The sequence below is a fragment of the Streptomyces sp. NPDC027663 genome, assembly GCF_055566415.1.
In genome coordinates this window covers 14,668-37,825 of record NZ_JBVHSK010000018.1, presented here as the reverse complement: position 1 = coordinate 37,825, position 23,158 = coordinate 14,668, and the positions used below count along the sequence as shown (strand labels likewise).

General features: G+C 73.0%; 23 protein-coding genes. 6 read left to right on the top strand and 17 right to left on the bottom strand.

Annotation, left to right across the window (positions count from 1 at the left end; all coding sequences use genetic code 11):
- Nucleotides 1–286 precede the first annotated feature (286 nt).
- The 3 genes from ACZ4SF_RS32860 to ACZ4SF_RS32850 form a co-directional block, all read right to left on the bottom strand.
- Complete coding sequence (locus ACZ4SF_RS32860) at nt 287–1,441, bottom strand: ROK family transcriptional regulator (protein ID WP_468391819.1); 1,155 nt, start codon at nt 1,439–1,441, stop codon at nt 287–289.
- A 98-nt stretch (nt 1,442–1,539) separates the two neighbouring features.
- Nucleotides 1,540–2,196, bottom strand: a complete 657-nt coding sequence (locus ACZ4SF_RS32855; protein WP_468391816.1) for a response regulator transcription factor — start codon at nt 2,194–2,196, stop codon at nt 1,540–1,542.
- A 14-nt stretch (nt 2,197–2,210) separates the two neighbouring features.
- The gene (locus tag ACZ4SF_RS32850; protein WP_468391813.1) at nt 2,211–3,365 is read right to left on the bottom strand and encodes a sensor histidine kinase; all 1,155 of its coding nucleotides are present in this window, start codon (nt 3,363–3,365) and stop codon (nt 2,211–2,213) included.
- Between the two features lie 108 nt (nt 3,366–3,473).
- Here ACZ4SF_RS32850 and ACZ4SF_RS32845 point away from each other — a divergent pair, with 108 nt between their 5' ends.
- The 3 genes from ACZ4SF_RS32845 (at nt 3,474) to ACZ4SF_RS32835 (ending at nt 5,692) form a co-directional block, all read left to right on the top strand.
- The gene (locus ACZ4SF_RS32845; RefSeq protein ID WP_468391810.1) at nt 3,474–4,394 is read left to right on the top strand and encodes an ATP-binding cassette domain-containing protein; all 921 of its coding nucleotides are present in this window, start codon (nt 3,474–3,476) and stop codon (nt 4,392–4,394) included.
- Between the two features lie 2 nt (nt 4,395–4,396).
- Nucleotides 4,397–5,113, top strand: coding sequence for an ABC transporter permease (locus tag ACZ4SF_RS32840; protein ID WP_468391807.1), 717 nt, complete (start codon nt 4,397–4,399; stop codon nt 5,111–5,113).
- 135 nt (nt 5,114–5,248) lie between these two features.
- Nucleotides 5,249–5,692 (top strand): hypothetical protein, encoded by a 444-nt coding sequence (locus tag ACZ4SF_RS32835; RefSeq protein WP_468391804.1) that lies wholly within the window; start codon nt 5,249–5,251, stop codon nt 5,690–5,692.
- On the opposite strand, the gene mug is transcribed toward ACZ4SF_RS32835, so the two are convergent.
- The 8 genes from mug to ACZ4SF_RS32795 all read right to left on the bottom strand — a co-directional run bounded on the left by mug (nt 5,653) and on the right by ACZ4SF_RS32795 (nt 15,569).
- A complete protein-coding gene (gene mug, locus ACZ4SF_RS32830) occupies nt 5,653–6,216 on the bottom strand; it encodes a G/U mismatch-specific DNA glycosylase (protein ID WP_468392034.1) in 564 nt (187 codons plus the stop codon). The two genes, ACZ4SF_RS32835 and mug, sit on opposite strands and share 40 nt — an antisense overlap.
- Before the next feature lie 38 nt (nt 6,217–6,254).
- Nucleotides 6,255–7,697, bottom strand: a complete 1,443-nt coding sequence (purB, locus tag ACZ4SF_RS32825) for an adenylosuccinate lyase (protein ID WP_468391801.1) — start codon at nt 7,695–7,697, stop codon at nt 6,255–6,257.
- Between the two features lie 139 nt (nt 7,698–7,836).
- The gene (locus tag ACZ4SF_RS32820; protein ID WP_468391799.1) at nt 7,837–8,625 is read right to left on the bottom strand and encodes an SGNH/GDSL hydrolase family protein; all 789 of its coding nucleotides are present in this window, start codon (nt 8,623–8,625) and stop codon (nt 7,837–7,839) included.
- Nucleotides 8,626–8,968: 343 nt separating this feature from the next.
- Nucleotides 8,969–9,988 (bottom strand): hemolysin family protein, encoded by a 1,020-nt coding sequence (locus ACZ4SF_RS32815; RefSeq protein ID WP_468391797.1) that lies wholly within the window; start codon nt 9,986–9,988, stop codon nt 8,969–8,971.
- Nucleotides 9,985–11,379, bottom strand: coding sequence for a hemolysin family protein (locus ACZ4SF_RS32810; protein WP_468391795.1), 1,395 nt, complete (start codon nt 11,377–11,379; stop codon nt 9,985–9,987). The genes ACZ4SF_RS32815 and ACZ4SF_RS32810 overlap by 4 nt, the downstream gene beginning before the upstream one ends.
- Nucleotides 11,380–11,653: 274 nt before the next feature.
- The gene (locus tag ACZ4SF_RS32805) at nt 11,654–12,079 is read right to left on the bottom strand and encodes a GNAT family N-acetyltransferase (RefSeq protein ID WP_468391792.1); all 426 of its coding nucleotides are present in this window, start codon (nt 12,077–12,079) and stop codon (nt 11,654–11,656) included.
- 87 nt (nt 12,080–12,166) lie between these two features.
- Nucleotides 12,167–14,734, bottom strand: coding sequence for an ABC transporter permease (locus ACZ4SF_RS32800; RefSeq protein WP_468391789.1), 2,568 nt, complete (start codon nt 14,732–14,734; stop codon nt 12,167–12,169).
- 4 nt (nt 14,735–14,738) lie between these two features.
- Entirely contained in the window at nt 14,739–15,569 is an 831-nt protein-coding gene (locus tag ACZ4SF_RS32795) for an ABC transporter ATP-binding protein (RefSeq protein ID WP_468391786.1), read from the bottom strand.
- Nucleotides 15,570–15,695: 126 nt separating this feature from the next.
- Here ACZ4SF_RS32795 and ACZ4SF_RS32790 point away from each other — a divergent pair, with 126 nt between their 5' ends.
- Complete coding sequence (locus tag ACZ4SF_RS32790; protein ID WP_468391783.1) at nt 15,696–15,938, top strand: toxin-antitoxin system HicB family antitoxin; 243 nt, start codon at nt 15,696–15,698, stop codon at nt 15,936–15,938.
- Nucleotides 15,939–15,942: 4 nt separating this feature from the next.
- On the top strand, nt 15,943–16,317 hold the full coding sequence (locus tag ACZ4SF_RS32785) for a fic family toxin-antitoxin system, toxin component (protein ID WP_468391780.1): 375 nt from the start codon (nt 15,943–15,945) through the stop codon (nt 16,315–16,317).
- Between the two features lie 159 nt (nt 16,318–16,476).
- Here ACZ4SF_RS32785 and ACZ4SF_RS32780 read toward each other — a convergent pair whose 3' ends face one another.
- The 4 genes from ACZ4SF_RS32780 to bioB all read right to left on the bottom strand — a co-directional run bounded on the left by ACZ4SF_RS32780 (nt 16,477) and on the right by bioB (nt 20,605).
- Nucleotides 16,477–17,169, bottom strand: a complete 693-nt coding sequence (locus tag ACZ4SF_RS32780) for a class I SAM-dependent methyltransferase (protein WP_468391777.1) — start codon at nt 17,167–17,169, stop codon at nt 16,477–16,479.
- 251 nt (nt 17,170–17,420) lie between these two features.
- On the bottom strand, nt 17,421–18,137 hold the full coding sequence (gene bioD / locus ACZ4SF_RS32775; RefSeq protein WP_468391774.1) for a dethiobiotin synthase: 717 nt from the start codon (nt 18,135–18,137) through the stop codon (nt 17,421–17,423).
- Nucleotide 18,138: 1 nt separating this feature from the next.
- Nucleotides 18,139–19,419, bottom strand: coding sequence for an adenosylmethionine--8-amino-7-oxononanoate transaminase (locus ACZ4SF_RS32770; RefSeq protein WP_468391772.1), 1,281 nt, complete (start codon nt 19,417–19,419; stop codon nt 18,139–18,141).
- On the bottom strand, nt 19,412–20,605 hold the full coding sequence (gene bioB / locus ACZ4SF_RS32765) for a biotin synthase BioB (RefSeq protein WP_468391769.1): 1,194 nt from the start codon (nt 20,603–20,605) through the stop codon (nt 19,412–19,414). The genes ACZ4SF_RS32770 and bioB overlap by 8 nt, the downstream gene beginning before the upstream one ends.
- A gap of 147 nt (nt 20,606–20,752) precedes the next feature.
- On the opposite strand from bioB, the gene ACZ4SF_RS32760 reads away from it, so the two are divergent.
- Nucleotides 20,753–21,880 (top strand): 8-amino-7-oxononanoate synthase, encoded by a 1,128-nt coding sequence (locus ACZ4SF_RS32760; RefSeq protein WP_468391766.1) that lies wholly within the window; start codon nt 20,753–20,755, stop codon nt 21,878–21,880.
- 78 nt (nt 21,881–21,958) lie between these two features.
- On the opposite strand, the gene ACZ4SF_RS32755 is transcribed toward ACZ4SF_RS32760, so the two are convergent.
- Together ACZ4SF_RS32755 and ACZ4SF_RS32750 are read right to left on the bottom strand one after the other, a co-directional pair.
- Nucleotides 21,959–22,180 (bottom strand): DUF397 domain-containing protein, encoded by a 222-nt coding sequence (locus tag ACZ4SF_RS32755; RefSeq protein ID WP_468391763.1) that lies wholly within the window; start codon nt 22,178–22,180, stop codon nt 21,959–21,961.
- A 9-nt stretch (nt 22,181–22,189) separates the two neighbouring features.
- Nucleotides 22,190–23,050 carry a helix-turn-helix domain-containing protein gene (locus ACZ4SF_RS32750; protein WP_468391761.1) on the bottom strand — a complete coding sequence of 287 codons (861 nt, stop codon included), beginning with the start codon at nt 23,048–23,050 and terminating at the stop codon, nt 22,190–22,192.
- Nucleotides 23,051–23,158 lie beyond the last annotated feature (108 nt).

The following is a 23,158-nucleotide window of genomic DNA, read 5'->3' as shown; positions in this document are numbered from 1 at the left end:
CACTCGCCCCCGGCACGGCGATACGCCGACGCACTCCCGCTCGCAACCGAGGGCGCCGCCGACTCCCCAGGGGCGCGGGGAACTGCGCGCCCAGCCACAGCGGCGCGGCACTGCTACGACGCCCGCCCCCGGCAGGGCGATACGCCGACGCACTCCCGCTCGCAACCCAGGCCCCCGCCGACTCCCCAGGGGCGCGGGGAACTGCGCGCCCAGCCACAGCGGCGCGGCACTGCTACGACGCCCGCACCCTCCGCATCGGCAACCGCGCCGCACCCGGCGTCGCCGCTCAGCGTCCCGTCACCGAGCCGTCCACCGCGAACAACTGCTCCTCGACATGGCCCAAAGCCAAGCGCAGCGCCCCCGTGGCGACGGCCGCCTCACCGAGAAGCGACAGCGCGACCCTGGGCGGCCGCAGGCAGTACCGGGCAAGTTCACGGCGCAGTGGCTCCAGGACGCCGTCCAGACCGGCCGCCCAGCCCCCGATCACGACCAGCTCCGGATCGAGCGCCAGCACCAGCGCGGCCACATCGTGCACCAGCCGCCGGATGAACCGCTCGACGGCCGCCCGCGCCCGCCCGTCGCCCTTGCGGGCCAGCGCGAACACCTCGGCGACCGCCTGCTCGTCCAGCGGGTGCAGCGGCTCGTCGGTGGTGGACAGCAACGTCTCCGGCGTGGCCTCCCGGCCCAGCAGATGCAGCGCGCCGATCTCCCCGGCCGCCCCGCCGAAACCGCGGTGCAGCCGCCCGCCGATCAGTGAACCGGCCCCGGGGCTCAGCCCTGCCAGCACGAACACCACGTCGTCCGTCTCGGTCGCCGCCCCCTTCCAGTGCTCGGCGACCGCCGCCGCGTTGGCGTCGTTCTCCACCAGCACCGGGCACCTGAAGGAACGACTCAGCCGCTCACCGAGCCTCAGGCCCGTCCACTGCGGCAGGGCCGTGCTCAGCCGTACCGTTCCGTCCGCCTCCACGATGCCCGGCGTGCCCACCCCCACCGCCCGCAGCGAGCTGCGCGCGACCCCGGCCCGGCGCAGCAGCTCGGCCACCGCGCCACGAAGCCGGTCCAGTCGCTCGTCGGCCGGCGCGGTCACTTCGACCTCCTTGGCCTGCGCGCCCAGCACCCGCCCGTCCAGGCCGGACAGGAGCGCCGCGACCCGGTGCGGCCCGATCTCCAGGCCCAGAAGATGCCCCGCCTCGGCCCGGAACCGGAACCGCCGGGCGGGCCGCCCCTGCCGGCGCGCACCGCCCTCGTCGGCCGCCGCCTCCACGACGAGGCCGCCCTCGATGAGCCCTTCCACGACGCCCTCGACGGTCGGCCGGGACAGCCCGGTGACGCGGGTGATCTCGGTGAGCGTCGCGCAGTCCGTGGCACGCAGGGCGCGCAGCACCACCGCGGAATTGATCCTTCGCAGCAGCGAGGGATCGCCGCCGGTCAGCTGCCCCACCGTCCGTCCTCCCAGCTCGCGGGCGTGTTGGCCGGATCGTACTCGGCCCGGCACACCCCCGGCGAGTGCCGTATACCACCCACCGCGGGACGCTGCGGTCACCCCGGCTCCACGAAACCCGACTCGTAGGCCGCGATCACCGCCTGGGTCCGGTCGCGCGCCCCGAGCTTGGCGAGGACCGCGCTCACATGCGACTTGACCGTCTCCGCGCCCACCACCAGCCGGGCGGCGATCTCCGCGTTCGACAGCCCCCTCGACATCAGCCGGAGCACCTCCGCCTCCCGCTCGGTCAGCCGGGCCCGCTCCAGCGTGGCCCGGGCCGGGCGGGCACTGTCGCCGTACCGGCCGGCGAGGCGCCGTACGGAGGCCGGGAACAGCAGCGACTCGCCCTCGGCGACCAGCCGGACCGCGTGCACGATCTCGGCCGGTCTGGCCCGCTTCAGCAGGAATCCGTCGGCGCCCGCGCGCAGCGCCTCGTAGACGTACTCGTCGTCCTCGAAGGTGGTCACGACGAGGATCTTCGGTGGCTCGGCCACCGTGCGCAGCACCGCGCGCGTGGCCTCGATCCCGTCCAGCAGCGGCATCCGTACGTCCATGGCGACCACGTCGGGCCGCAGTTGCCGCACCAGCGGAACGACCGCCGCGCCGTCGGCCGCCTCGCCCACCACCTCGATGTCGGGCTGTGCCCCGAGCACGGCGCGCAGACCTGCTCGGACCAGGGGCTCGTCGTCCACGAGGAGTACGGTGACCGGCATCCGGCCAGCGTAGATCAGCCGAGCGGCAACTCCGCGCGCACCTGCCAGTCGCCCTCGTCCGGACCGCTCCGGGCGGTGCCGCCGAGCAGCGCGGCCCGCTCCCGGATGCCGCGCAGCCCGCTGCCCCGCCCGGGGCCGGGTATCGCGCCCGGCAGCGGATTACGGACCTCCAGCGCAAGCATGCCGCCGGCAACCGTGAGCCGCACCCGCACGGGCACCGGGCCCGCGTGCCGCAGCACATTGGTGAGCGCTTCCTGGAGGATGCGGTACCCCTCGCGGGACACCGGACCGGGCAACGCCTCGACCGGACCCGTCACCTCGGCGTCGACCTTGGCACCCGAGACCCGCGCCGACTCCAGCAGGCGGCCGGCGTCGGCCAGGGTGGGCCGGGCGCTCACCGGGCGCCCGGCCTCCCGCAGCACTCCCAGCACCCGCTCCAGGTCCTCCAGGGCGGCCCGGCCGGTCTCCTCGATGGCACCCAGCGCGCGGTCGGTGAACTCCGGGTCGGCCGCCGCCCGCGCGGCACCGGCCTGCACCACCGCCACCGTCAGGGCGTGCCCGATGGAGTCGTGCAACTCGCGCGCGATCCGCGTGCGTTCCAGCAGCTGCTCGGTGCGCGCCTCCAGCGCGGCCAGCCGCTCCGCCGGCGACGGTCCGAGAAGCCGCCGCGCACCGGCCGTGACCAGCTCGCCCAGCCCGACGACCACCCCGTACAGGGCGAGCAGGGGGAGCGGGGCCAGCAGCGCCCAGGCGCGGTGCGGCGGCAGCCGGTCCAGCAGCGGGACGCCGCCCGGTGTCTCCCCCCAAGCGCAACGCGCCAGCTCGAAGCAGAGGACGGGCAGCCAGACCGAGGCGAACCCGGCGACTCCGCCGAGGAGCATCCGCAGCTCCAGCCACAGCACGGTGCGCAGCCGGTCCCGCCACGACGCCGAAGGGGTCTGCGAGATGCCCGGCTCCGCCTCGCCGGGCGTGAGCAGCAGCCGGGCCTGCACGCCCTCGCCCAGCCGCACGGCGGGCACGAGACCGAGCGGGATCAGGAACAGCGCGGGCACCCAGGGGGTCGACGGGACGACGAGGAGCCAGACGCTGACCAGCAGCATCGGCACCCACAGATGCAGCAGGCGCGTGTACGTCGTCCACCGCAGCAGCGGGCGCAGGAAGCGGGCCATGGCCACATCGTCGCAGGCGGCACCGACAACGGACTTCCCCCGCACGGGGGAGACGATCTCCACCGGCGGGGGAGGAGACGAACCCCCTTGCCCGGTCAGGCTGTTGCCATGACCAGCATCGACGTACGAGACCTCACCAAGGAGTACGGTGCCCGGCGGGCCGTGGACCGGCTCACCTTCAGCGTCCGCCCCGGCCGGGTCACCGGCTTCCTCGGCCCCAACGGCGCCGGCAAGTCCACTACCATGCGCCTCGTCCTCGGCCTCGACCGGCCCACCGCCGGCACCGCCACGATCGGCGGCCACGCCTACGCCCGGCTGCGCGAACCCCTGCGCCGGGCGGGCTCCCTGCTCGACGCGGGTGCCGCGCACGGCTCCCGCACCGCACGCGACCATCTGCGGGCCCTCGCCGCGAGCAACCGTATCCCGGCCCGCCGGGTCGACACCGTCCTGGAGGAGAGCGGGCTCGCGGCCGTGGCACGGCGCCGGGTGCGGACGTACTCGCTGGGCATGCGCCAGCGGCTCGGCATCGCCGCCGCCCTGCTCGGCGACCCCGAGGTCGTGCTGCTCGACGAGCCCTCCAACGGACTCGACCCCGAAGGCATCATCTGGATCCGGACACTGCTGCGCCGGCTCGCCGCCGAGGGCCGTACCGTGCTCGTCTCCAGCCATCTGATGGGCGAGACCGCCGCGTTCGCCGACCACCTGCTGATCCTCGGCCGGGGCCGGCTGCTCGCGGACACACCGGTCCAGGAGTTCATCCACGCGCGCGTGCAGCCCCACGTCCGTGTCCGCACCACCGACCCCGCCGCCCTCGGCGACCTCCTCGCGCGGCACGGCCACGACGCGTCCCGGGACGCGGACGGCACCTGGACCGTGCGGCACGCGCGCGTGGACGACATCGGCCGGCTGATGTCCGGAGCCGGCGTTCCGGTCCTGGAACTCGCCGCCCACGAGGCCACCCTGGAGGAGGCCTACCTCGATCTGACCGCGGCCGAGGCCGAGTTCACCGCACAGCCCCAGGAGGCCTGATCATGTCCTTCGCACCCGTGCTCCACGCGGAGTGGATCAAAATCACTACGCTGCGCTCCCTGCGCGGCGCCCTCGCCGCCGTCCTCGTCGCGACCGCCGCGTTCTCCGCGCTGGCCTCGGCCGACGCCGACGCCGGCGACCCCGACCCGCTGTTCCAGGTGTTCTTCGGCATCAACTTCGGGCAGGTCGCAGCGATCGCCTTCGGTACCACGGCTGTCGCGTCCGAGTTCCGGGGCGGCGCGCTGCGGCTGACGCTCGCGGCGGTGCCCGACCGGGGACGCTGGTTCGCCGCGAAGGCGACGGCGATCGCGCTGCCGACGCTGGCCGTCGGGCTGCTCACCGGGTTCGTCACGCTCCTGGTGGGCCGGGCCGTTCTCGGAGCGTCCGCTCCCGGCTGGGCCGAAGGAGTGCGCGGCGCGGTCGGCTGCGGCCTGCACCTGTCCCTGATGGCGCTGTTCGCCGCCGGACTCGCGGCCGTGCTGCGCAGCGGAGTCGCGACTCTCTCCGTGCTCATCCCGTTCCTGCTGATCGTGTCCTTCGTGATCGGCGACCTGTCCGGCGGGGTCGCCGACTTCCTTCCCGACCGGGCCGGCCAAGTCGCCCTGCACAGCGGCTGGGACGGCACCCTGGGCCCGTGGAGCGGACTCGCGGTGACTGCGCTGTGGGCGACGGCGGCCCTGCTCGCGGGCGGATGGAGCCTCCGGCGCCGGGACGCCTGACCACGGCGGCAGGCACGACTGACCGGCATGCACGCAGGAAGCCTGACCGGTGTACAGGGAGAAGGCCTGACCGGCGCCCACGAGGGAGGACTGACGGCCCGCCAATTGTCAGTGGTGCCCGGTTTACTGGACCACATGGACATCGCGACGTGCCTGACCCTCATCGACCTGCTGTGCGACCGGGAGTTCCCGGCCGCGCACGGCAGGACGGAGCACGGCGAGAGCGGGCCCGGCTACCACATAGCCGCTTTACAGACCAGCGGTGACTTCTGGGAGGACGACGGCACGGAACGGGAGGAGACCGCGGCGCAGTACGAGGCCGACCGGGACGGCCTCGCGGAGCGGCTCAGCGAGCGCTGGGGGCCGGCGCAGCACTTCGGCCTGCACAGTGTCTTCCGCCGGGAGACGGAGGGCGAGGACATCGACGAACCGTGGGCCGGCCTCAGCCATCACATACCGGACGTCCAGCTGTGGCGGGTGCCGGAGCGGGACCGGTGGGTCGTGCTCGGCGTCTCCCAGTGGGACAAGGAACTGCCGTTTCAGCTGCTCGGCATAGTGACGGAGACCGACCCGCCATGACCGGCCGCGTCCGCCGCCGCCCGCAGCCGGCCGAACTCCTGCGCCATCGTGGCCGCGGTCCAGTGCGCGTTCAGTCCGCTGGGGTTGGGCAGCACCCACACCCGGGTGTCCCCGATCGTCCGCTCCTGCGGACCGACCCGGGCCGTGCGGTCATCGAAGGCCACCCGGTAGGCGGTCACGCCGACCACCGCCAGCCACCGCGGCTCGAGCCGCCTCACCTTGGCGGTCAGCAGCCGCCCGCCCTCGACGTACTCCTTCGCGGTCAGCTCGTCCGCCCGCGCGGTCGCCCGCGCCACGACGTTGGTGATCCCGAGCCCGTACGCCAGCAGCTCGCCCTGCTCGGCCGGCTCGAGCTGCCGGGGTGTGAAGCCGGACAGGTGCAGTACGGGCCAGAACCGGTTGCCGGGGCGGGCGAAGTGGTGCCCGGTCGCCGCCGTCATCAGTCCCGGGTTGATACCACAGAAGAGCACACGGAGGCCGTCCGCGACCACGTCCGGGACGAGACGGTCGCGGGCGGCCTCCAGTTCCGCCTGGGTGAAGCGGGCAGAGCGCGGTGCGCGGGTCAGAGGATCGCTCCGGGGGCGTAGCCGGCGGCCTCCGGATGCTGCTTGACGATCTCCTCGATCCGGCCGACGACCACGCCGACCTGGTCGGCGGCGGCACCGGTGAAGGACAGCTTGTCGGCCATCAGCGCGCCCAGCTGCTCGCGGTCGAGCGGCAGACGCTCGTCGGCGGCGAGCTTGTCGAGCAGGTCGTTGCGCTCAGCGCCCTGCTCGCGCATCGCGAGCGCGGTGGCGACGGCGTTCTCCTTGATCGCTTCGTGGGCCACCTCGCGGCCGACGCCTGCCCGCACGGCGCCCATGAGTACCTTGGTGGTGGCCAGGAACGGCAGGTAGCGGTCCAGCTCACGGGCGATGACGGCCGGGAAGGCGCCGAACTCGTCGAGGACCGTCAGGAAGGTCTCCAGCAGACCGTCCAGCGCGAAGAACGCGTCGGGCAGCGCGACCCGGCGCACCACCGAGCAGGACACGTCACCCTCGTTCCACTGGTCGCCCGCCAGCTCGCCGGTCATCGAGGCGTAGCCGCGCAGGATGACCATGAGGCCGTTGACGCGCTCGCAGGAGCGGGTGTTCATCTTGTGCGGCATCGCCGAGGAGCCGACCTGGCCCGGCTTGAAGCCCTCGGTGACCAGCTCGTGCCCGGCCATCAGCCGGATCGTCCTGGCCAGCGAGGACGGCGCAGCCGCCAGCTGCACCAGCGCGGTGACGACCTCGTAGTCCAGCGAGCGCGGGTAGACCTGGCCGACCGAGGTGAAGGCCTGCGAGAAGCCCAGGTGCTGCGCGATCCGGTTCTCCAGCTCGGCGAGCTTGGCGGCGTCGCCGCCCAGCAGGTCCAGCATGTCCTGCGCGGTGCCGACCGGGCCCTTGATGCCGCGCAGCGGGTAGCGGCCCAGCAGTTCCTCGACGCGGCCGTAGGCCACGAGCAGTTCGTCGGCGGCCGTCGCGAACCGCTTGCCGAGGGTGGTGGCCTGCGCGGCGACGTTGTGCGAGCGGCCGGCCATGACCAGCTCGGCGTACTCGCCGGCGAGCTTGCCGAGGCGCGCCAGCACGGCCACCGTACGGTCGCGCATCAGCTCCAGCGAGAGCCGGATCTGCAGCTGCTCGACGTTCTCCGTGAGGTCGCGGGAGGTCATGCCCTTGTGCACGTGCTCGTGCCCGGCGAGGTCGTTGAACTCCTCGATCCGCGCCTTCACGTCGTGCCGGGTGACCTTCTCGCGCTCGGCGATCGAGGCCAGGTCGACGGTGCCGAGGACACGCTCGTAGTCGGCGATCGCCTCCTCCGGCACCTCGATGCCGAGGTCCTTCTGGGCCCGCAGCACGGCGAGCCAGAGCTGCCGCTCCAGCTTCACCTTCTGCTCGGGCGACCAGAGCGTGGCGAGCTGGGTGGAGGCGTAGCGTCCGGCGAGGACGTTCGGGATGCGGGGCTTGGCGGGAGCAGAAGTCACGTGTCCAGAGTCTACTGGCGATTCGTGCAGGCCACGGCCATGGGGTCCTTCGGGCGAACCTACGAGAGCCCCGTCACGTCGGATCCCGGCGAGGGCGGCCCGCTCCGCCGCGAGCCGCTCGGCGCGCCGGCCGGGCGGGCTATGCGTGTCCCTCGTAGGGCAGCAGCTCCGGGCGCTTGGGCGGGCGGCCGTCGCCGGAGGAGCGGCCGGTCAGGCGGCGGCCTATCCATGGGAGCAGGTACTGACGGGCGAACCGTGCGTCCGCGACCCGGCGCTCCACCCAGCCCGGCGGGAGTGTCGCCGGTATCGGCACGTGCCACTCGCCGTCCTCGGGCTCGTGGCCGAGCGTCTGCCAGACCGCCTCGGCGACCCGGCGGTGCCCCTCCGCCGTCAGGTGCAGCCGGTCCACGTCCCACAGCCGGGGGTCGGCCAGCGCGGGCGCGCCGTACAGGTCGACCACCAGGGCGCCGTGCTTGTCCGCCAGCTCGTCCACGCAGGCGAACAGCTCCTCCATGCGCGGCCGGAACCGTTCCAGCACCGGGCCCTGCCGGCCGGGGCTGCGCATCAGCACCAGCTGCTTGCAGGAGGGCGCCAGCCGCTCCACGGCCTCGGTGAGCAGGCCCCGGACCCGGCCCATGTCGCACTTGGGACGCAGGGTGTCGTTGAGCCCGCCGACCAGGGTGATGACGTCCGCGTTCATGGCCGCGGCCACGTCGACCTGCTCGTCGACGATCTGCCCGATCAGCTTGCCGCGCACGGCGAGGTTGGCGTACCGGAAGCCCGGTGTGCGGGCGGCCATCCGCGCGGCCAGCAGATCGGCCCATCCCCGGTAGGAGCCGTCGGACAGCAGATCCGACATGCCTTCGGTGAAGGAGTCGCCGACCGCGACCAGGCTGGTGTACGGGGGAGGTGTGGGATTCGTCTGCATGGCGACAGTGATGGTATCCCGGCGCCATACCCGTCGGTCGGTCGCCCCGGGATCACTCCGGAACCCTCCGCAGCTGGCCCCGGAATTGCTCCCGGAACCCCCGCAGGTCGCCCAGGAATCACCTCCGGGTCCCCACCCGGCAGGCAGCCCGTGAACCGTCCCCCGGATCGCCCCGGAAGTCGCCCCGGATCACTCGGGACCCCCCGCAGATGGCCCCGAATCGCCCCCGGATCACCCCGGAGGTCGCCCCGGACTCGTCCCGGAAGCACCCGGCAGGTCACCTCGGAGACCACCCGGGGATCCTCCGGAGATCACCCGAGCTCGTTCCGAGGTCGTCCCGTGGTCACCCTGGCGCGCGCTGTCCGAACAGCTCCCGCAGCACGTCCTCCATGGTCACCAGGCCCGCCAGGCGCCCGTCGTCGCCGAGCACGGCAGCGAGATGCGTCCGGCTGCCGCGCATCGCGGTGAGCACGTCGTCCAGCGGCGTCCCCTCCCGCACACGCGCGATGGACCGCATGTCCCCGAGCCGGAACGGCACGTCCCGCGGCGAGGCGTCCAGAGCGTCCTTGACGTGCAGATACCCCACGATCCGGCGGCCGGTGTCGACCACCGGGAACCGGGAGAAGCCCGACTCCGCCGACAGCCGCTCCAACTGCTCCGGGGTGACGCCCACGCGGGCGTAGACCACCCGCCGCAGCGGCACGATCACGTCCCCCACCGGCCGGCTGCCCAGCTCCAGGGCGTCGTGCAGCCGTTCCTGCGCCCGGTCGTCGATCAGGCCCGCCTCGCTGGCGTCCTTGACGATCTCGGCCAGCTCGGCGTCCGTGAAGGTCGCCGCGACCTCGCCCTTCGCCTCCACCCGGAGCAGCTTCAGCAGCCCGTTGGCGAACGCGTTGACCGTGAAGATCACCGGCCGCAGGGTGCGGGACAGGGCGACCAGGGACGGGCCGAGCATCAGCGCGCTGCGCACCGGCTCGGCGAGCGCGATGTTCTTGGGGACCATCTCCCCGAGCAGCATGTGCAGATAGGTCGCGAGGGTCAGCGCGATCACGAAGGACACCACGTGTCCGGCGCTCTCGGGCACGCCCAGCGCGTGGAACACCGGCTCCAGCAGATGCGCGATCGCCGGCTCGGCGACGACACCCAGCACCAGCGTGCACAGCGTGATGCCGAGCTGGGCGGCGGCCAGCAGCGCGGACACGTGCTCCAGGCCCCACAGCACGCTCCGTGCGCGCCGGTCCCCCTCCTGGGCGAGCGGCTCGATCTGTGAGCGGCGCACGGAGATCAGGGCGAACTCCGCGCCCACGAAGAAGGCGTTGACGACGAGCGTCGCCAGTCCGATCAGCAGCTGTACGGCGGTCATCGGGTCCTCCCCTCCGGCGTCTCGCCCCGCCGCCGGCGGGTGCGTTCACCGCTCCACCGGTCGGGACTTCCGGCCGCACCTGCGTCGTCCAGGGGCGCATGCAGCAGCACCCGGGCGGCCCGGCGGCCCGAGGCGTCGACCACGTCCAGCCGCCAGCCGGACACCTCGACGCTGTCACCGGCCGCGGGTATCCTGCCCAGCTCGCTGGCGACCAGGCCGGCCAGCGTCTCGTACGGCCCCTCCGGTACGCGCAGTCCCACGAGCGCGAGCTGGTCGGTGCGGGCGGCGCCGTCCGCGGCGTACAGGGCCCGGCCCTCTTCGTCCGCGCCGGCCGGAGCGAGGTCGGCAATCTCGTGCGGGTCGTGCTCGTCCCGCACCTCGCCGACGACCTCCTCCACGATGTCCTCCAGCGTCACCACGCCGGCCGTGCCGCCGTACTCGTCGATGACGACGGCCATCGTGCGCCTGCCGCCGAGCCGGTCCAGCAGCCGGTCCACGGTCAGGGACTCGGGCACCAGCAGCGGCTCGCGCATCACCTGGGCGACCGTGCGGTGGCGCCGCTGGTCCGCGGGGACGGCCAGCACGTCCTTGATGTGGGCGGTGCCCACGACGCTGTCCAGGCTGCCCCGGTAGACAGGGAACCGGGACAGACCCGTCGCCCGGGTCGCGTTCGCCACGTCCTCGCAGGTCGCCTGGGTGTCCAGGGCGATCACCTGGACGCGCGGGGTCATCACGTTCTCCGCCGTGAGATCGGCCAGGTTCAGCGTCCGGACGAACAGCTCGGCGGTGTCGGCCTCCAGGGCGCCCTCCTTGGCGGAGTGCCGGGCGAGGGCGGCCAGCTCCTGCGGCCCGCGCGCGGAGGCCAGCTCCTCGGCGGGCTCGATGCCGAGCCGGCGCACGAAATGGTTGGCGGTGTTGTTCAGGTGGGTGATGAAGGGGCGGAAGCCCGCGCTGAACCAGCGCTGGGCGTTGCCGACGCGCCGGGCCACGGCCAGGGGCGAGGAGATGGCCCAGTTCTTCGGCACCAGCTCTCCGACGACCATCAGGAACACCGTCGACAGGGCGGTGCCCAGCACCAGCGCGACCGAGCCGGCCGTGCCGGGGGACAGGCCCATCGCGCGGAACGGGCCGGCGAGCAGCCGGGCGATCGACGGCTCGGCGAGCATGCCGACCACCAGGTTGGTGACGGTGATGCCGAGCTGGGCGCCAGAGAGCTGGAAGGTCAGGTTCCGGACGGCCTTCAGGGCGCCCGCGGCACCCCGCTCGCCGCGCTCGGCGGCCCGCTCCAGCTCGCCGCGCTCGACCGTGGTCAGCGAGAATTCCGCCGCCACGAAGGCGCCGCAGGCGAGCGACAGCAGGATCGCCACCAGAAGGAGGAGCACTTCGGTCATCGGGTCACCCCCTCCCCATGATCGGACAGGGCTGGGGAGAACGCGCGGTGTCGCGGACCGGGAGGCTCGCCCATGGGCGGACGCTCACAACCTTTCATGGAGGGCCGAGTGCTCCCTCAATGGTAAAGGATAAGCAAAGAAGCCTTGAATTTCCGTCGACGGGACCGGTTCCGGGCGAGGCCGGTCCCGCCAGTGCGTCGGGCCCGCCCGTGAGTCCGGCCCGCCATTGCGTCCGGTCCCGTCGGTGACGCCGGCTCCGTCGGTGAGGTGCGGCTCAGTCGTCGAGGGGCTTCACCCAGCGCCGCCAGTGCTCCTCCGGCCCGTACCCGGCGGCGCGCCAGGCGTGGTGCGCGGACTCGTTGCGCACCAGCACCATGGCGTCCGCCCGCCGGCCGCCGAGCCGTTCGAAGCGCTCCTCGGCGGCGGCCAGGAGCGCCGAGCCGATGCCCTGCCGCCGCCGGTCCGGACGCACCGCGAGCCGGTACAGGTGGCACCGCCAGCCGTCGAAGCCGGCGATCACCGTGCCCACCAGCTCGCCCCCCGACTCGGCGAGGATCAACGCCTCCGGGTCGCGCGTGACCAGCCGCTCCACGCCGGCGCGGTCGTCGCTGATGCTCGTACCCTCGGCGGCCGTCTTCCAGAAGGCGAGGACGGCGTCGAGGTCGTCGGGAGCGGCGGGACGTACACACAGGTCTGTCATGTGGTCATCGTGATCACGGTCGGTCCGCGCGGGCACGGGATTCCAGCATGCGGAACCAGCTCGGGGCGCATGCGCGTTCGGACGTGATCACTCGTGGGCGATCGCCGCCAGTACGTTCATCCGTGACGCCCGCAGCGCCGGCAGCAGCGCCGCCACCACGCCCACCACCGCCGAGCCGATCACCACCGCGACGACCGTGCCCCACGGGACCGCCAGTGCCGTCAGCCCGCGCAGCGCCAGCACCTGCTGCATGCACACGCCCCACACCAGCCCCAGCCCGAGTCCGAGGACCGCACCGAACACCGCGATCACCACCGACTCCAGCCGGATCATCCGGCGCAGTTGCCGCCGGCCCAGCCCGATCGCCCGCAGCAGCCCGATCTCCCGGGTCCGCTCCACCACCGACAGCGCGAGGGTGTTGACCACCCCGAGCACGGCGATGACGATGGCCAGTCCGAGCAGCGCGTACACCAGATACAGCAGTACCGCGATCTGGTCGTGCACCAGCTCCTTGTAGTCGGCCTGGTCGCGTACCTGCACCTGCGGGTACGGCTGGAGCGCCCGCTCCAGCCGGGACCGCAGGTCCGTCGCGTTCGTGCCGGGGTCCGCGTTGACGTAAAGGGCGGAGTCCTGGGCGTCCGGTGCGTACTTCGCCAGGGTCGGCAGGCCGAAGTAGAGACCGCCCTCGGTGCCGAAGCCCTCCGCGACGTCCTGGTCGGTGAGCGCCGCGACCGTCAGCCCGCTGTGCCGTCCGCCCGGGAACTCGACCGGCACGACGCTGCCGACGCGCAGGCCGTGATCGCTGGCGAAGTCGGCGTCCATGGCGAGGTGCCCGTCCGCCAGCGCGGCCGGCGAACCGCCCTGCACATAGGTGGTGTGCACGACGTCGTCGAGCCCGGCGCCGTACGCGGCGGCGGTCGTCCGGACCCGGTCGCCGTCCGGCAGCCGTACGGCGACCGGGGTGAGGCGCTGTGTCACGACGAGCCCCACACCGCGCGTGCGGGCCACGCTCTCCCGCACCCGTCCGGTGAACGGCGTGAAGTTGGCGTTCTGGACGATGAAGTCGGCGCCGAGGTTGTTGTCGATCTGGCGGTCGAACGACGCGGACATCGAGGCGCTCGCCACCGACATCCCGCCCACCAGGGCCAGGCCCACCATCAGCGCGGCCGCCGTGGCACCGGTACGGCGGGGATTGCGCAGGGCGTTGCGCTGGCTCATCCTGCCGACCGGGCCGAACAGCGCGGGGAACGCCCCGCCCAGCAGCCGGATCACCGGCCGGACCAGCAGCGGCCCGGCGATCACGGTCGCGATCAGCGTCAGTACGACACCGGCCCCCAGCAGCGAGGCGGCCTGCCCGGTCCTCGTGGCCGCCGCGCACCCGGCCAGCGCCGCCGCCCCTGCCGTCCCGGTCACCGCCCCGGCGATCGCCCGCACCGTCAACGGCTTGCCCACACCGGTGACTTCGGCGTCCACGAGCGCGGCCATCGGGGAGACGGCCGCCGCGCGCCGCGCGGGCAGATAGGCGGCCACGAAGGTGACACCGAGGCCGACGACGTAGGCCGCGGCCGGCGTGCCCCAGCCGATCACCATCTCCGTGGCCCTCAGGTTCATCCCGAACGCGCTCATCAGCCGGATCAGGCCGAACGCCAGCCCGATCCCGGCGGCCAGACCGAGCGTCGAGCCGACCAGCCCCAGCAGCAGCGCCTCCGTGAGCACCGAGCGCCGCACCTGCCGCCGGTCCGCGCCGAGCGCCCGCAGCAGGCCCAGCTCCCGGGTGCGCTGGGCGATCAGCATGGAGAAGGTGTTGACGATGAGGAACACGCCCACGAGCAGCGCGACCCCGGCGAAACCCAGCATCACGTACTTGATCACGTCCAGGAACGTGCCCAGGCCGGCCGCCGCCGACCTGGCCTGCTCGCCGGCGGTCTTCAGGTCGTAGGCGCCGGTGCCGACCGCCGCGCCGATCCGGCGCTTCAGCTCCGCGTCGGACACGCCCCCGGCCGCGTCCACCGAGATGCTCGTCGCCTTCGCGGGCGAGCCGAGCAGCACGCGGCCCGCCACCTCCGGGTCCAGGAAGACGAGCGCGGCGCCCGGGTTGGTCGTGGTGAACGTGGCGATGCCGACGACCCGCACCCGGAGCGTGCCCGGCTGCGCCTGCACGGTCAGCGAGTCCCCGATGCGTACGTTCCGCCTGCCGGCCGTGTCGGCGTCCAGCAACACCTCCCCGGGGCCGTGCGGGGCGTGTCCGGAGGTGAGCCGCACCGGGCTGCGGTGGGTGACGTACCAGGCCGTGGTGATGGTCGGGGCGCCGGTGGTCGGGCCGACGGACTTGTTGTGGCGGTCGACCACGACGGCGTTCTGCACCGACACCTCGGCGCGGGCCGCCGCGACCCCGTCGACCTTCGCCACCCGGTCCCTGAGCGCGGCGGGCAGGGTCTGCACCGCACCGCTCAGCCGGGCCGACCTCAGGTCCTGCTCGGGCTGGACCGTCACATCGGCGGCGGTGGAGGCGAACAGCCGGTCGAACGTGCGGGTGACGGTGTCGGAGAAGATCAGACTGCCGGCGACGAACGCCACGGACAGGATCACGGCCAGCGCGGACAGCGCCAGCCGCCCCTTGTGCGCGAGGAAGCTCCTCAGGGTCGCCTTCAGCACCGGGTCAGTCCTCCTGGGCGACGACGTCGTCGCCGCGCCGGCCACGCACCACGTCGAGAGCGGGGGTCTGGCGGCTTGCCCCGGTGAAGAGGCGCATGCGTTCCAGTACGGCGTCTGCCGTCGGCCGTTCCATTTCGTCCACGATCCGCCCGTCGGCGAGGTAGAGCACCAGGTCGGAGTGGGCGGCGGCACCGGGATCGTGCGTGACCATGACGACCGTCTGCCCGAGGTCGTCCACGGCACCGCGCAGAAAGCCCAGCACCTCCAGGCCGGCCTGCGAGTCCAGGTTGCCGGTCGGCTCGTCGGCGAAGATCAGCTCTGGGCGGGAGGCCAGTGCCCGCGCGCACGCGACCCGCTGCTGCTGACCGCCCGAGAGCTGCGCCGGCCGGTGCCGCAGGCGGTTCCGCAGCCCGAGCGTGTCGACGACCCGGTCCAGCCACTGCGCATCGGGCCTGCGACCCGCGATGTCCATCGGCAGGGTGATGTTCTCGGCGGCGGTCAGCGTCGGGATGAGGTTGAACGACTGGAACATGAACCCGATCCGGTCCCGTCGCAACCGGGTCAGCTCCCGCTCCTTCAGTCCGGTGATCTCGGTCCCGCCGAGCCACACCTGACCGGCCGACACGGTGTCGAGCCCGGCGAGGCAGTGCATGAGCGTGGACTTCCCGGACCCCGAGGGGCCCATCACGGCCGTGAAGCGGCCCCGGGCGATGTCGACGTCCACCGCGTCCAGGGCGAGCACCGCCGTCTCACCGGAGCCGTACGCCTTGGTCAGCCCGCGGGCGCGGGCCGCGACCCCACCGTCCGGCGCGTCATACGCAGCAGGTGTGGACAAGACCGCCTCCCGGTCGCCTGAACCGCCCGTCCCGGGCGAGCGTATGGGACGGGCCGACTCGGCGCACCAGTTCTGTGCTTCCGCGCGCCGTTGCGTGCGCTAGCACCCCGGCGCTAGCTTCGAGGCATGGCGAAGACCCAGCTGAACGTGCGCGTGGACGAGGGAACCGCCCGCGCGGCCCGCGAGCGCGCCCTGGCCCGCGGCATGAGCGTCAACCGCTACATCGAAGAGCTGGTCAGACAGGACACCGGCGAGGCGGGCCGCACGTTCGTGGAGGCCGCCGCCGACTTCATGCAGCAGTACGAGTCCGTGTTCGCCGACGAGTTCGCCGAGACCCGCGGCCCCCGTACCGGCGAAGGCCGTCGCTGAGACCTTGAACGATCTCAGCATCGACCTCGCCTGGCTGCTCATGCTCGCCGAACAGCGGACCCCGGGGGACCCGCAGGTCACGGACTGGGGAGCCCTGGTCGCCGCCGTCGCCCGGCACCGCGCCGAGATATTCGGCGTACCGGTCTACGACACCCCGCACGCGCGAGCCGCTTCCCTGCTCCAACTGCTCATCCACGTCCCGGCGCTGGAGCGCTCCAACGCCCTGTTCGCCTCGGCGGTCGCCTACGCCTACCTGGTGGCCGACGGGGTGAAGGTCGTCACCACACCCGAACAGGTCAGAGACCTCGCCCGGCTGGTCAAGGACGGCACGGCCGACGTCGACGACATCGCGCGCGAACTGCGCCGCTGGAGCAGCTGATCCGCCTTGCGCGGCCGGGCGAGCCGACACTGGTCCGCCTCGGGCGGCCGGGAGAGCCGGCGCTGGTCCACCTCGGGCGGCCGGGGCAGCCGGCGCTGGTCCGCCTTGCGCGGCCGGAGCAGCCGACGCTGATCCGCCCTGCGCGGCCGGAGCAGCCGGTCAGCGTGCGCCCGGATCGTCCGGTCGCCAGGCGACGCCCAGCGCACAGTACGAGGTCGGCAGCACCGGCCCCTTCTCCGGCAGCAGCACCCTCCGGTGCGGGCCGAGCGCGAAACCGGCCGCGCGCAGGGCGGCGACCGGCTCCCGGGACACATGGCAGCCGCCGGTCAGGGCGGGCCACAGAGTCCGGTCCAGGGTCCGCTGGGTCAGCGTCATCGCCCGCCCGCCGCCCCGCCCGTGCTCGAAGAACCGCACCTCTCCGCCGGGGCGGAGCACTCTGCGTACCTCACCTAGCGCCCGCGCGACATCGCGCACGCTGCACAGCACCAGCGACAGCACGGCCGCGTCGAACGCCTCGCTCTTGACCGGCAGGGCCTCCGCCACGCCCGGAGCCACGTCGACCGGCACCTCGGCACGCAGCGCCGCCTCCAGGGCCAACTTCCTCAGCAATGGCTCCGGTTCGATCGCGACGACCTCCGCGACGGTGCCGGGGTAGTGCCGGAAGTTCAACCCGTTGCCCGCGCCGATCTCGATCACCCGCCCGGACAGACCGGCGAGCAGCCGCTCCCGGACCCCGGCCATTCCGAGCCGGGTCTCGGCGCTCTCGCTGATCCGGGCGTAGTAGCGGGCGAACACCGGATGGCTGACGGGACTCCGCGCCACCTGGGCGGATCGGGTGGACAGCAACCGCATGGCAACCTCCCTGGAGCAGGACGGCCCTAGGGAGAGTGTCCCCAGACGAACCCCTGCGCACCCCACCCGGTGCCGGCCACTCGCTCGGCAAGCCCGCCGGGAGCAGACGCAAGGCGAAACGCGCTGCTCCTCGATCCGCGCGTGACGGCACCCATCCGACGGTGACCGCGGGGCGGGTGCCGTTGTCGTGCGTCATCGCACGGGCGCGGGCAGGCCACCGGAGGACTTCCGCACCGGTGGCCCGGGCAGGGCTACGGCGCCTGACGCACCCGGAACGCCTCCGCGTCCCAGGTCCCGTCCAGCCGCGGTGCGAGCCAGCCCGCAGCCGCCGTGCGGAACTCGGCGGGCGGCAGCACACCGGCCCCGGCGGGCAGCGCGCCGAGCAGCGGGGCGGCGGCGACCTCCGGCAGGTCGGCCACATTGCAGCGGGTGGCCAGATCGGGGGCGTCCGGCCAGCTGCCGATCACCACTCCGGCCAACTCCAGCGCCTGGCGCCGCAGTTCGCGTGCCGTCAGCTCGGTGATGTTGAGCGTGCCGAGCCCGGCCTGCGCGACGACCAGCACCGGTGCGCCGAGCAGCCGGGCCACGTCGGCCAGCGTGCCGCCGGCCGCGTCGAACCGGACGAGCAGTCCGCCCGCCCCCTCCACCAGCACCAGATCGTGCTCGGTGGCCAGCTTGGCGGCCCGCTCGGCCACCTCGTGCGGGTGCACCGGCGCCATCCCGGCCCGCCGGGCCGCCGTACCCGGTGCCAACGGTTCGGGGAATCGGGCGAGTTCGTCGGTCGTGACCGGACCCGCGAGGCGCGCGACCTCGTCCGCGTCCCCGCGCTCGTCCCGTCCCACGCCCGTCTGGGCGGCCTTCAGCACGGCCACCGAACGCCCTGCCGCGAGCGCCGCTGCGGCGACGGCGGCGGTGGTGACGGTCTTGCCGACCTCCGTGCCCGTCCCTGTGATCACCAGTACCGGCATCTCAACCCTCCCGCGCCGCGGCGCACACCGCACGCGCGATCCGTGCCACGTCCTCGTCCGAGGTGACGTACGGCGGCATCGTATAGATCAGGTCACGGAAGGGACGCACCCACACGCCCTCCCGCACGGCGGCGTCGGTGGCGGCTCGCATGTCGACCGGGTGGTCGAGCTGGACGACCCCGATGGCCCCGAGCACGCGGACGTCCCGCACCCCGGGAATCCGGCGCGCCGGTGCCAGGCCGTCCCGCAGGCCCGCCTCGATCCGCTTGACCGCCGCAGGCCAGTCCTGACCCATTAGCAGCTCGATGGAGGCGCAGGCCACCGCGGCGGCCAGCGGATTTCCCATGAAGGTCGGCCCGTGCGCCAGGACCGGCACCTCGCCCTGCGAGATGCCGTCGGCGACCCGGGACGTGCACAAAGTCGCCGCCATCGTCAGATAGCCGCCGGTCATCGCCTTGCCCACGCACATCACGTCCGGGCTGACGGCCGCGTGGTCCGCCGCGAACAGCGCGCCGGTGCGGCCGAAGCCGGTGGCGATCTCGTCGAACACCAGCAGCACGTCGTGCGCGTCGCACGCCTCGCGCAGCACCCGCAGATATCCGGGGGAGTGGAAGCGCATCCCGCCCGCGCCCTGCACCACCGGCTCCACGATCACCGCGGCCAGCTCGTCCGCGTGCTGCGCGATCAGCTCACGCAGGTGCTCCGCGTACGACTCCTCGTACTCGGCGGGCGGCGGGCCCGCGAACACCTGGCGCTGCAGCACGCCGGTCCACAGCTCGTGCATCCCGCCCTTGGGGTCGCACACCGACATGGGCTGCCAGGTGTCGCCGTGGTAGCCGCCCCGCCAGGTCAGCAGCCGCTGTTTGCCGGGCCGGCCGAGCGAACGCCAGTACTGCAGGCACATCTTCACCGCGACCTCGACCGCCACGGACCCCGAGTCGGCGAGGAAGACGTGCTCCAGACCGGCCGGCGAGATGTCGACGAGGAGTTTCGCGAGCCGGACGGCGGGCTCGTGCGTGAGTCCGCCGAACATCACATGACTCATCCGCCCGAGCTGCTCGCGCACCGCTTCGTTCAGCACCGGATGGTTGTAGCCGTGGATGGCCGACCACCACGACGACATGCCGTCGACCAGTTCGCCGGAGCCGTCCGCCAGCCGCAGCCGGACTCCGCTCGCCGCCTCCACGACGAGCGGTTCCCCGCGCCCGGGCATCGGGCCGTACGGATGCCACACATGCCGCCGGTCCAGGTCCAGCAGCTCCGGCACGCTGAGCTCAGGCATTGGGCGCGAGGTCCGTTCCGGCACCCCTGCGGCGGACGGCGACGAGGTCGGTGCGCGGCTCGTTCGCCGCGGCCGGCGCGCTCGCCGTACCGCAGACGCCGCCGCCCTCGTGCGAGCCGCAGCCGGCCTCGGCGTGGGAACCGCAGCCCGTCTCCGCCTGCGAGCCGCAGCCGCCACCGGCCGCCCGGTGTTCGGGCAGCGTGATCTGGTCCGCGCCCTCCACCTCGAAGCCCGCGTCCGCGATCATCTCCAGGTCGGCCTTGCCCGCCTGGCCCTCACTGGTCAGGTAGTCGCCGAGGAAGATGCTGTTGGCCAGGTGCAGCGCGAGGGGCTGCATGGCGCGCAGGTGGACCTCGCGGCCGCCCGCGATGCGGACCTCCACGTCCGGGCAGACGAACCGGACCATCGCCAGGATCCGCAGGCAGCGTTGCGGGGTGAGGTTCCACTCCTTGGCCAGCGGGGTGCCCTCGAACGGGATCAGGAAGTTCACCGGCACCGAGTCCGGGTCCAGTTCCCGCAGCGAGTAGACGACGTCGACCAGGTCCTCGTCGGTCTCACCCATGCCCGCGATCAGACCCGAACACGCGGACAGACCGGCCGCGTGCGCCTTCTGCACCGTGTCCACCCGGTCGGCGTACGTGTGGGTGGTCGTGATGTCCCCGTAGGTGGACTCCGAGGTGTTCAGGTTGTGGTTGTAGGCGTCCGCACCCGCCTCGCGCAGCCGCTCGGCCTGGCCGTCGGAAAGCAGGCCGAGACAGGCGCACACCTCGACGCCCTCGTTCTGCTCCTTGATCGCCTTGATGGTGTCCGAGACCCGGTCCACGTCCCGGTCCGTCGGACCGCGCCCGCTGGCCACCAGGCAGACCCGCTTGGCGCCGCCCGCGAGGCCCGCGGCGGCGGCCTCGGAGGCCTGGTCCGGCTTGAGCCAGGTGTACTTCAGGATCCCGGCCTCGGAACCCAGTCGCTGGGAGCAGTAGGAGCAGTCCTCCGGGCACAGGCCCGACTTCAGGTTCACCAGATAGTTGAGCTTCACCCGGCGCCCGAACCAGTGCCGGCGCACCTTGCCGGCCGCGGCCACCACGTCGAGCAGGTCGTCATCGGAGGTGGCCAGAACGGCGAGCGCTTCCTCGCGGGTCGGCAGCTCGCGCCGAAGCCCCTTGTCCACCAGCGTGTTCAGCAGGTCCATGAGGTCCGATCCTGTCCTACGGGACCGCCCCGGGCCAAGGAGACTTTGCACAACAGAGTCGGATCACCGTGTGGGTATTGCCACACCCTGGGCGGCTGACCGGGCCGCTAGGGTCTGTCCGCTACCTACAAAAGCACCGGAGGACCCATGGCGTTCGGCTGGATCGACGAGCAGGCCGAGGCGCGCCGCCGCGCCGGACTCGTACGCACCCTGCGCCCGCGCCCCGCCGGTTCACCGCTGCTGGACCTGGCGAGCAACGACTATCTGGGCCTGGCCCGCCATCCCGAGGTCACCGGGGGAGCGGCCCGTGCCGCCCGGACCTGGGGCGGCGGCTCCACCGGTTCCCGGCTGGTCACCGGCACCACCGAACTGCACGCCGAGCTGGAGCGCGCACTGGCCGCGTTCTGCGGCTTCGAGGCGGCCCTCGTCTTCTCCTCCGGTTACGCCGCGAACCTGGCCGCGGTCACCGCGCTCGGCCCGCACGGCTCGCTCATCGTGTCCGACGCGGGCAACCACGCCTCCCTCATCGACGGCTGCCGGCTCGCCAGGGGCGAGCGGCAGGTCGTGGGGCACGCGGATCCCGAGGCGGTGCGCAAGGCTCTGGCCGCGCACGACGGCGCGGCGATCGTCGTCTCCGACACGGTCTTCTCCGTCGACGGGGACCGGGCTCCGCTCGCCGCGCTGGCGGCGGCGTGCCGGGAGTACGGCGCCGGACTGGTCGTGGACGACGCCCACGGCCTCGGTGTGCTGGGTGACGGCGGCCGGGGCGCGCCGTACGCGGCCGGGCTCGCGGGCGCCGACGACGTGGTGGTCACGGCGACCCTGTCGAAGTCGCTGGGGAGCCAGGGCGGGGTGGTGCTCGGTCCGGCCCGGGTGATCGACCACCTGGTCAACGCGGCTCGCACCTTCATCTTCGACACGGGCCTGGCGCCCGCGGCGGCCGGTGCCGCGCTGGCGGCGCTGCGGCTGCTGGAGCGCGAGCCCGAACGGGCGGCGCGGGCCCGTGAGGTGGCCGCGGAACTGCATGCCCGGCTGACCGGCGCGGGTCTGGAGGCGGTACGTCCGGACGCGGCGGTGGTCTCCGTGCGGGCTCCGTCCCCGGAGCAGGCGGTGCGCTGGGCGGCCGACTGCCGTACGGCAGGCCTGGCCGTGGGCTGCTTCCGTCCTCCTTCCGTGCCCGACGGCATCTCGCGGCTGAGGCTGACCGCCCGCGCGGACCTCTCCGGGGCGGATATCGAACGCGCTGTACGGGTCATCGGCGAGACGCGACCATGAGTCGGCGTGACACGGCCGTGCATCGCACGAGAGTGATGAGAGGCTGACCGGTCCTGATCGGAATGTGACTCGGTTCGTTCAGAGCGTGGTGACGAATCCCGCCCAGCTCTCGGGGGAGACGAGCAGCGCGGGTCCGGCGGGGTTCTTCGAGTCGCGCACGGCGAGCAGACCGGCCCCGGGGCCGGAGCCCGGCCGGGCCGTCTCCACGCAGTTGTTGGCTCCCGTGCTGTAGCTGCTGCGCAGCCAGCGCACGTCGTGCAGGTCGGTACTGGCAGGGACGTTCCGAGGCAGAGCTGACATGGTGCCTCCTTACGCGCCGTCACCTATCCCGGCGATGTAGTCCAGCGATTCCTCGGGGGAAAGGGCGTGGAACTGAAGGGTGTTGAAGGCCTCGGAGTAGGCCATCAGGTCTTCTTTCCGTTCCAGGTAGAGGCTACTCGTCAACTGGTCGAGAACAACCACATCCAGATCAGAAGTGCTCGGAAATGAGAAGATAACGAAAGGCCCGGTGAGGCCGACATGTGCCCCCGCGCCGAACGGCAGTACCTGGAGCCGTACTTGGGGCAGCCGAGCCGCCTCCATCAGCCGTTCCAGCTGCCGCGCCATCACTCCCGGACCGCCGACCTCGCGGCGCAGCACCGCCTCGTCCAGCACCGCGCTCAGCACCAGCGGCGGCTCCGAACGGAGCACGTCCTGCCTGGCCAGACGCACCTCCACCAGCGCGTCCAGCCGGTCCTCGTCGAGGTCGTTCACGGCTGCCCGGGTCACCGCGCGGGCGTACTCGGGGGTCTGCAGCAGACCGGGCACGACCGTGGTCTCCAGTGTGCGCATGGCGCTGGCCTGCGACTCCAGGCTGATGAAGTCCCGGTACGTGGGCGGCAGCACCCCGCGGTAGGCGTGCCACCAGCGGTGTCGGCCGCCCGCGTCCTCCGACCCTGCCAGCATCAGCAGCAACTCGCGCAGATGCCCGTCCCGGACATCGTAGGCGTCGAGCAGTATCCTCAGATCGGCCGGTTTCACACCGCTGGCGCCGGTCTCGATGCGGCTCACCTTCGACTGGTGCCAGCCGACCAGCCGCGCCGCCTCACCGCTCGTGAGCCCGGCGCAGGTGCGCAGCGTACGCAGTTCGGCGCCCAATTTGCGTCGGCGCACTGCGGGACCGTTCTGCATGGGCTCCTCCTTACTCCTTACGGGCCGCCCAAATACGTTCTCGCGTCGCAGAGTTCACCGCTTCGAGCGACAGATATATGCATATCTTGGTGGATCGCCCCCCGTGCC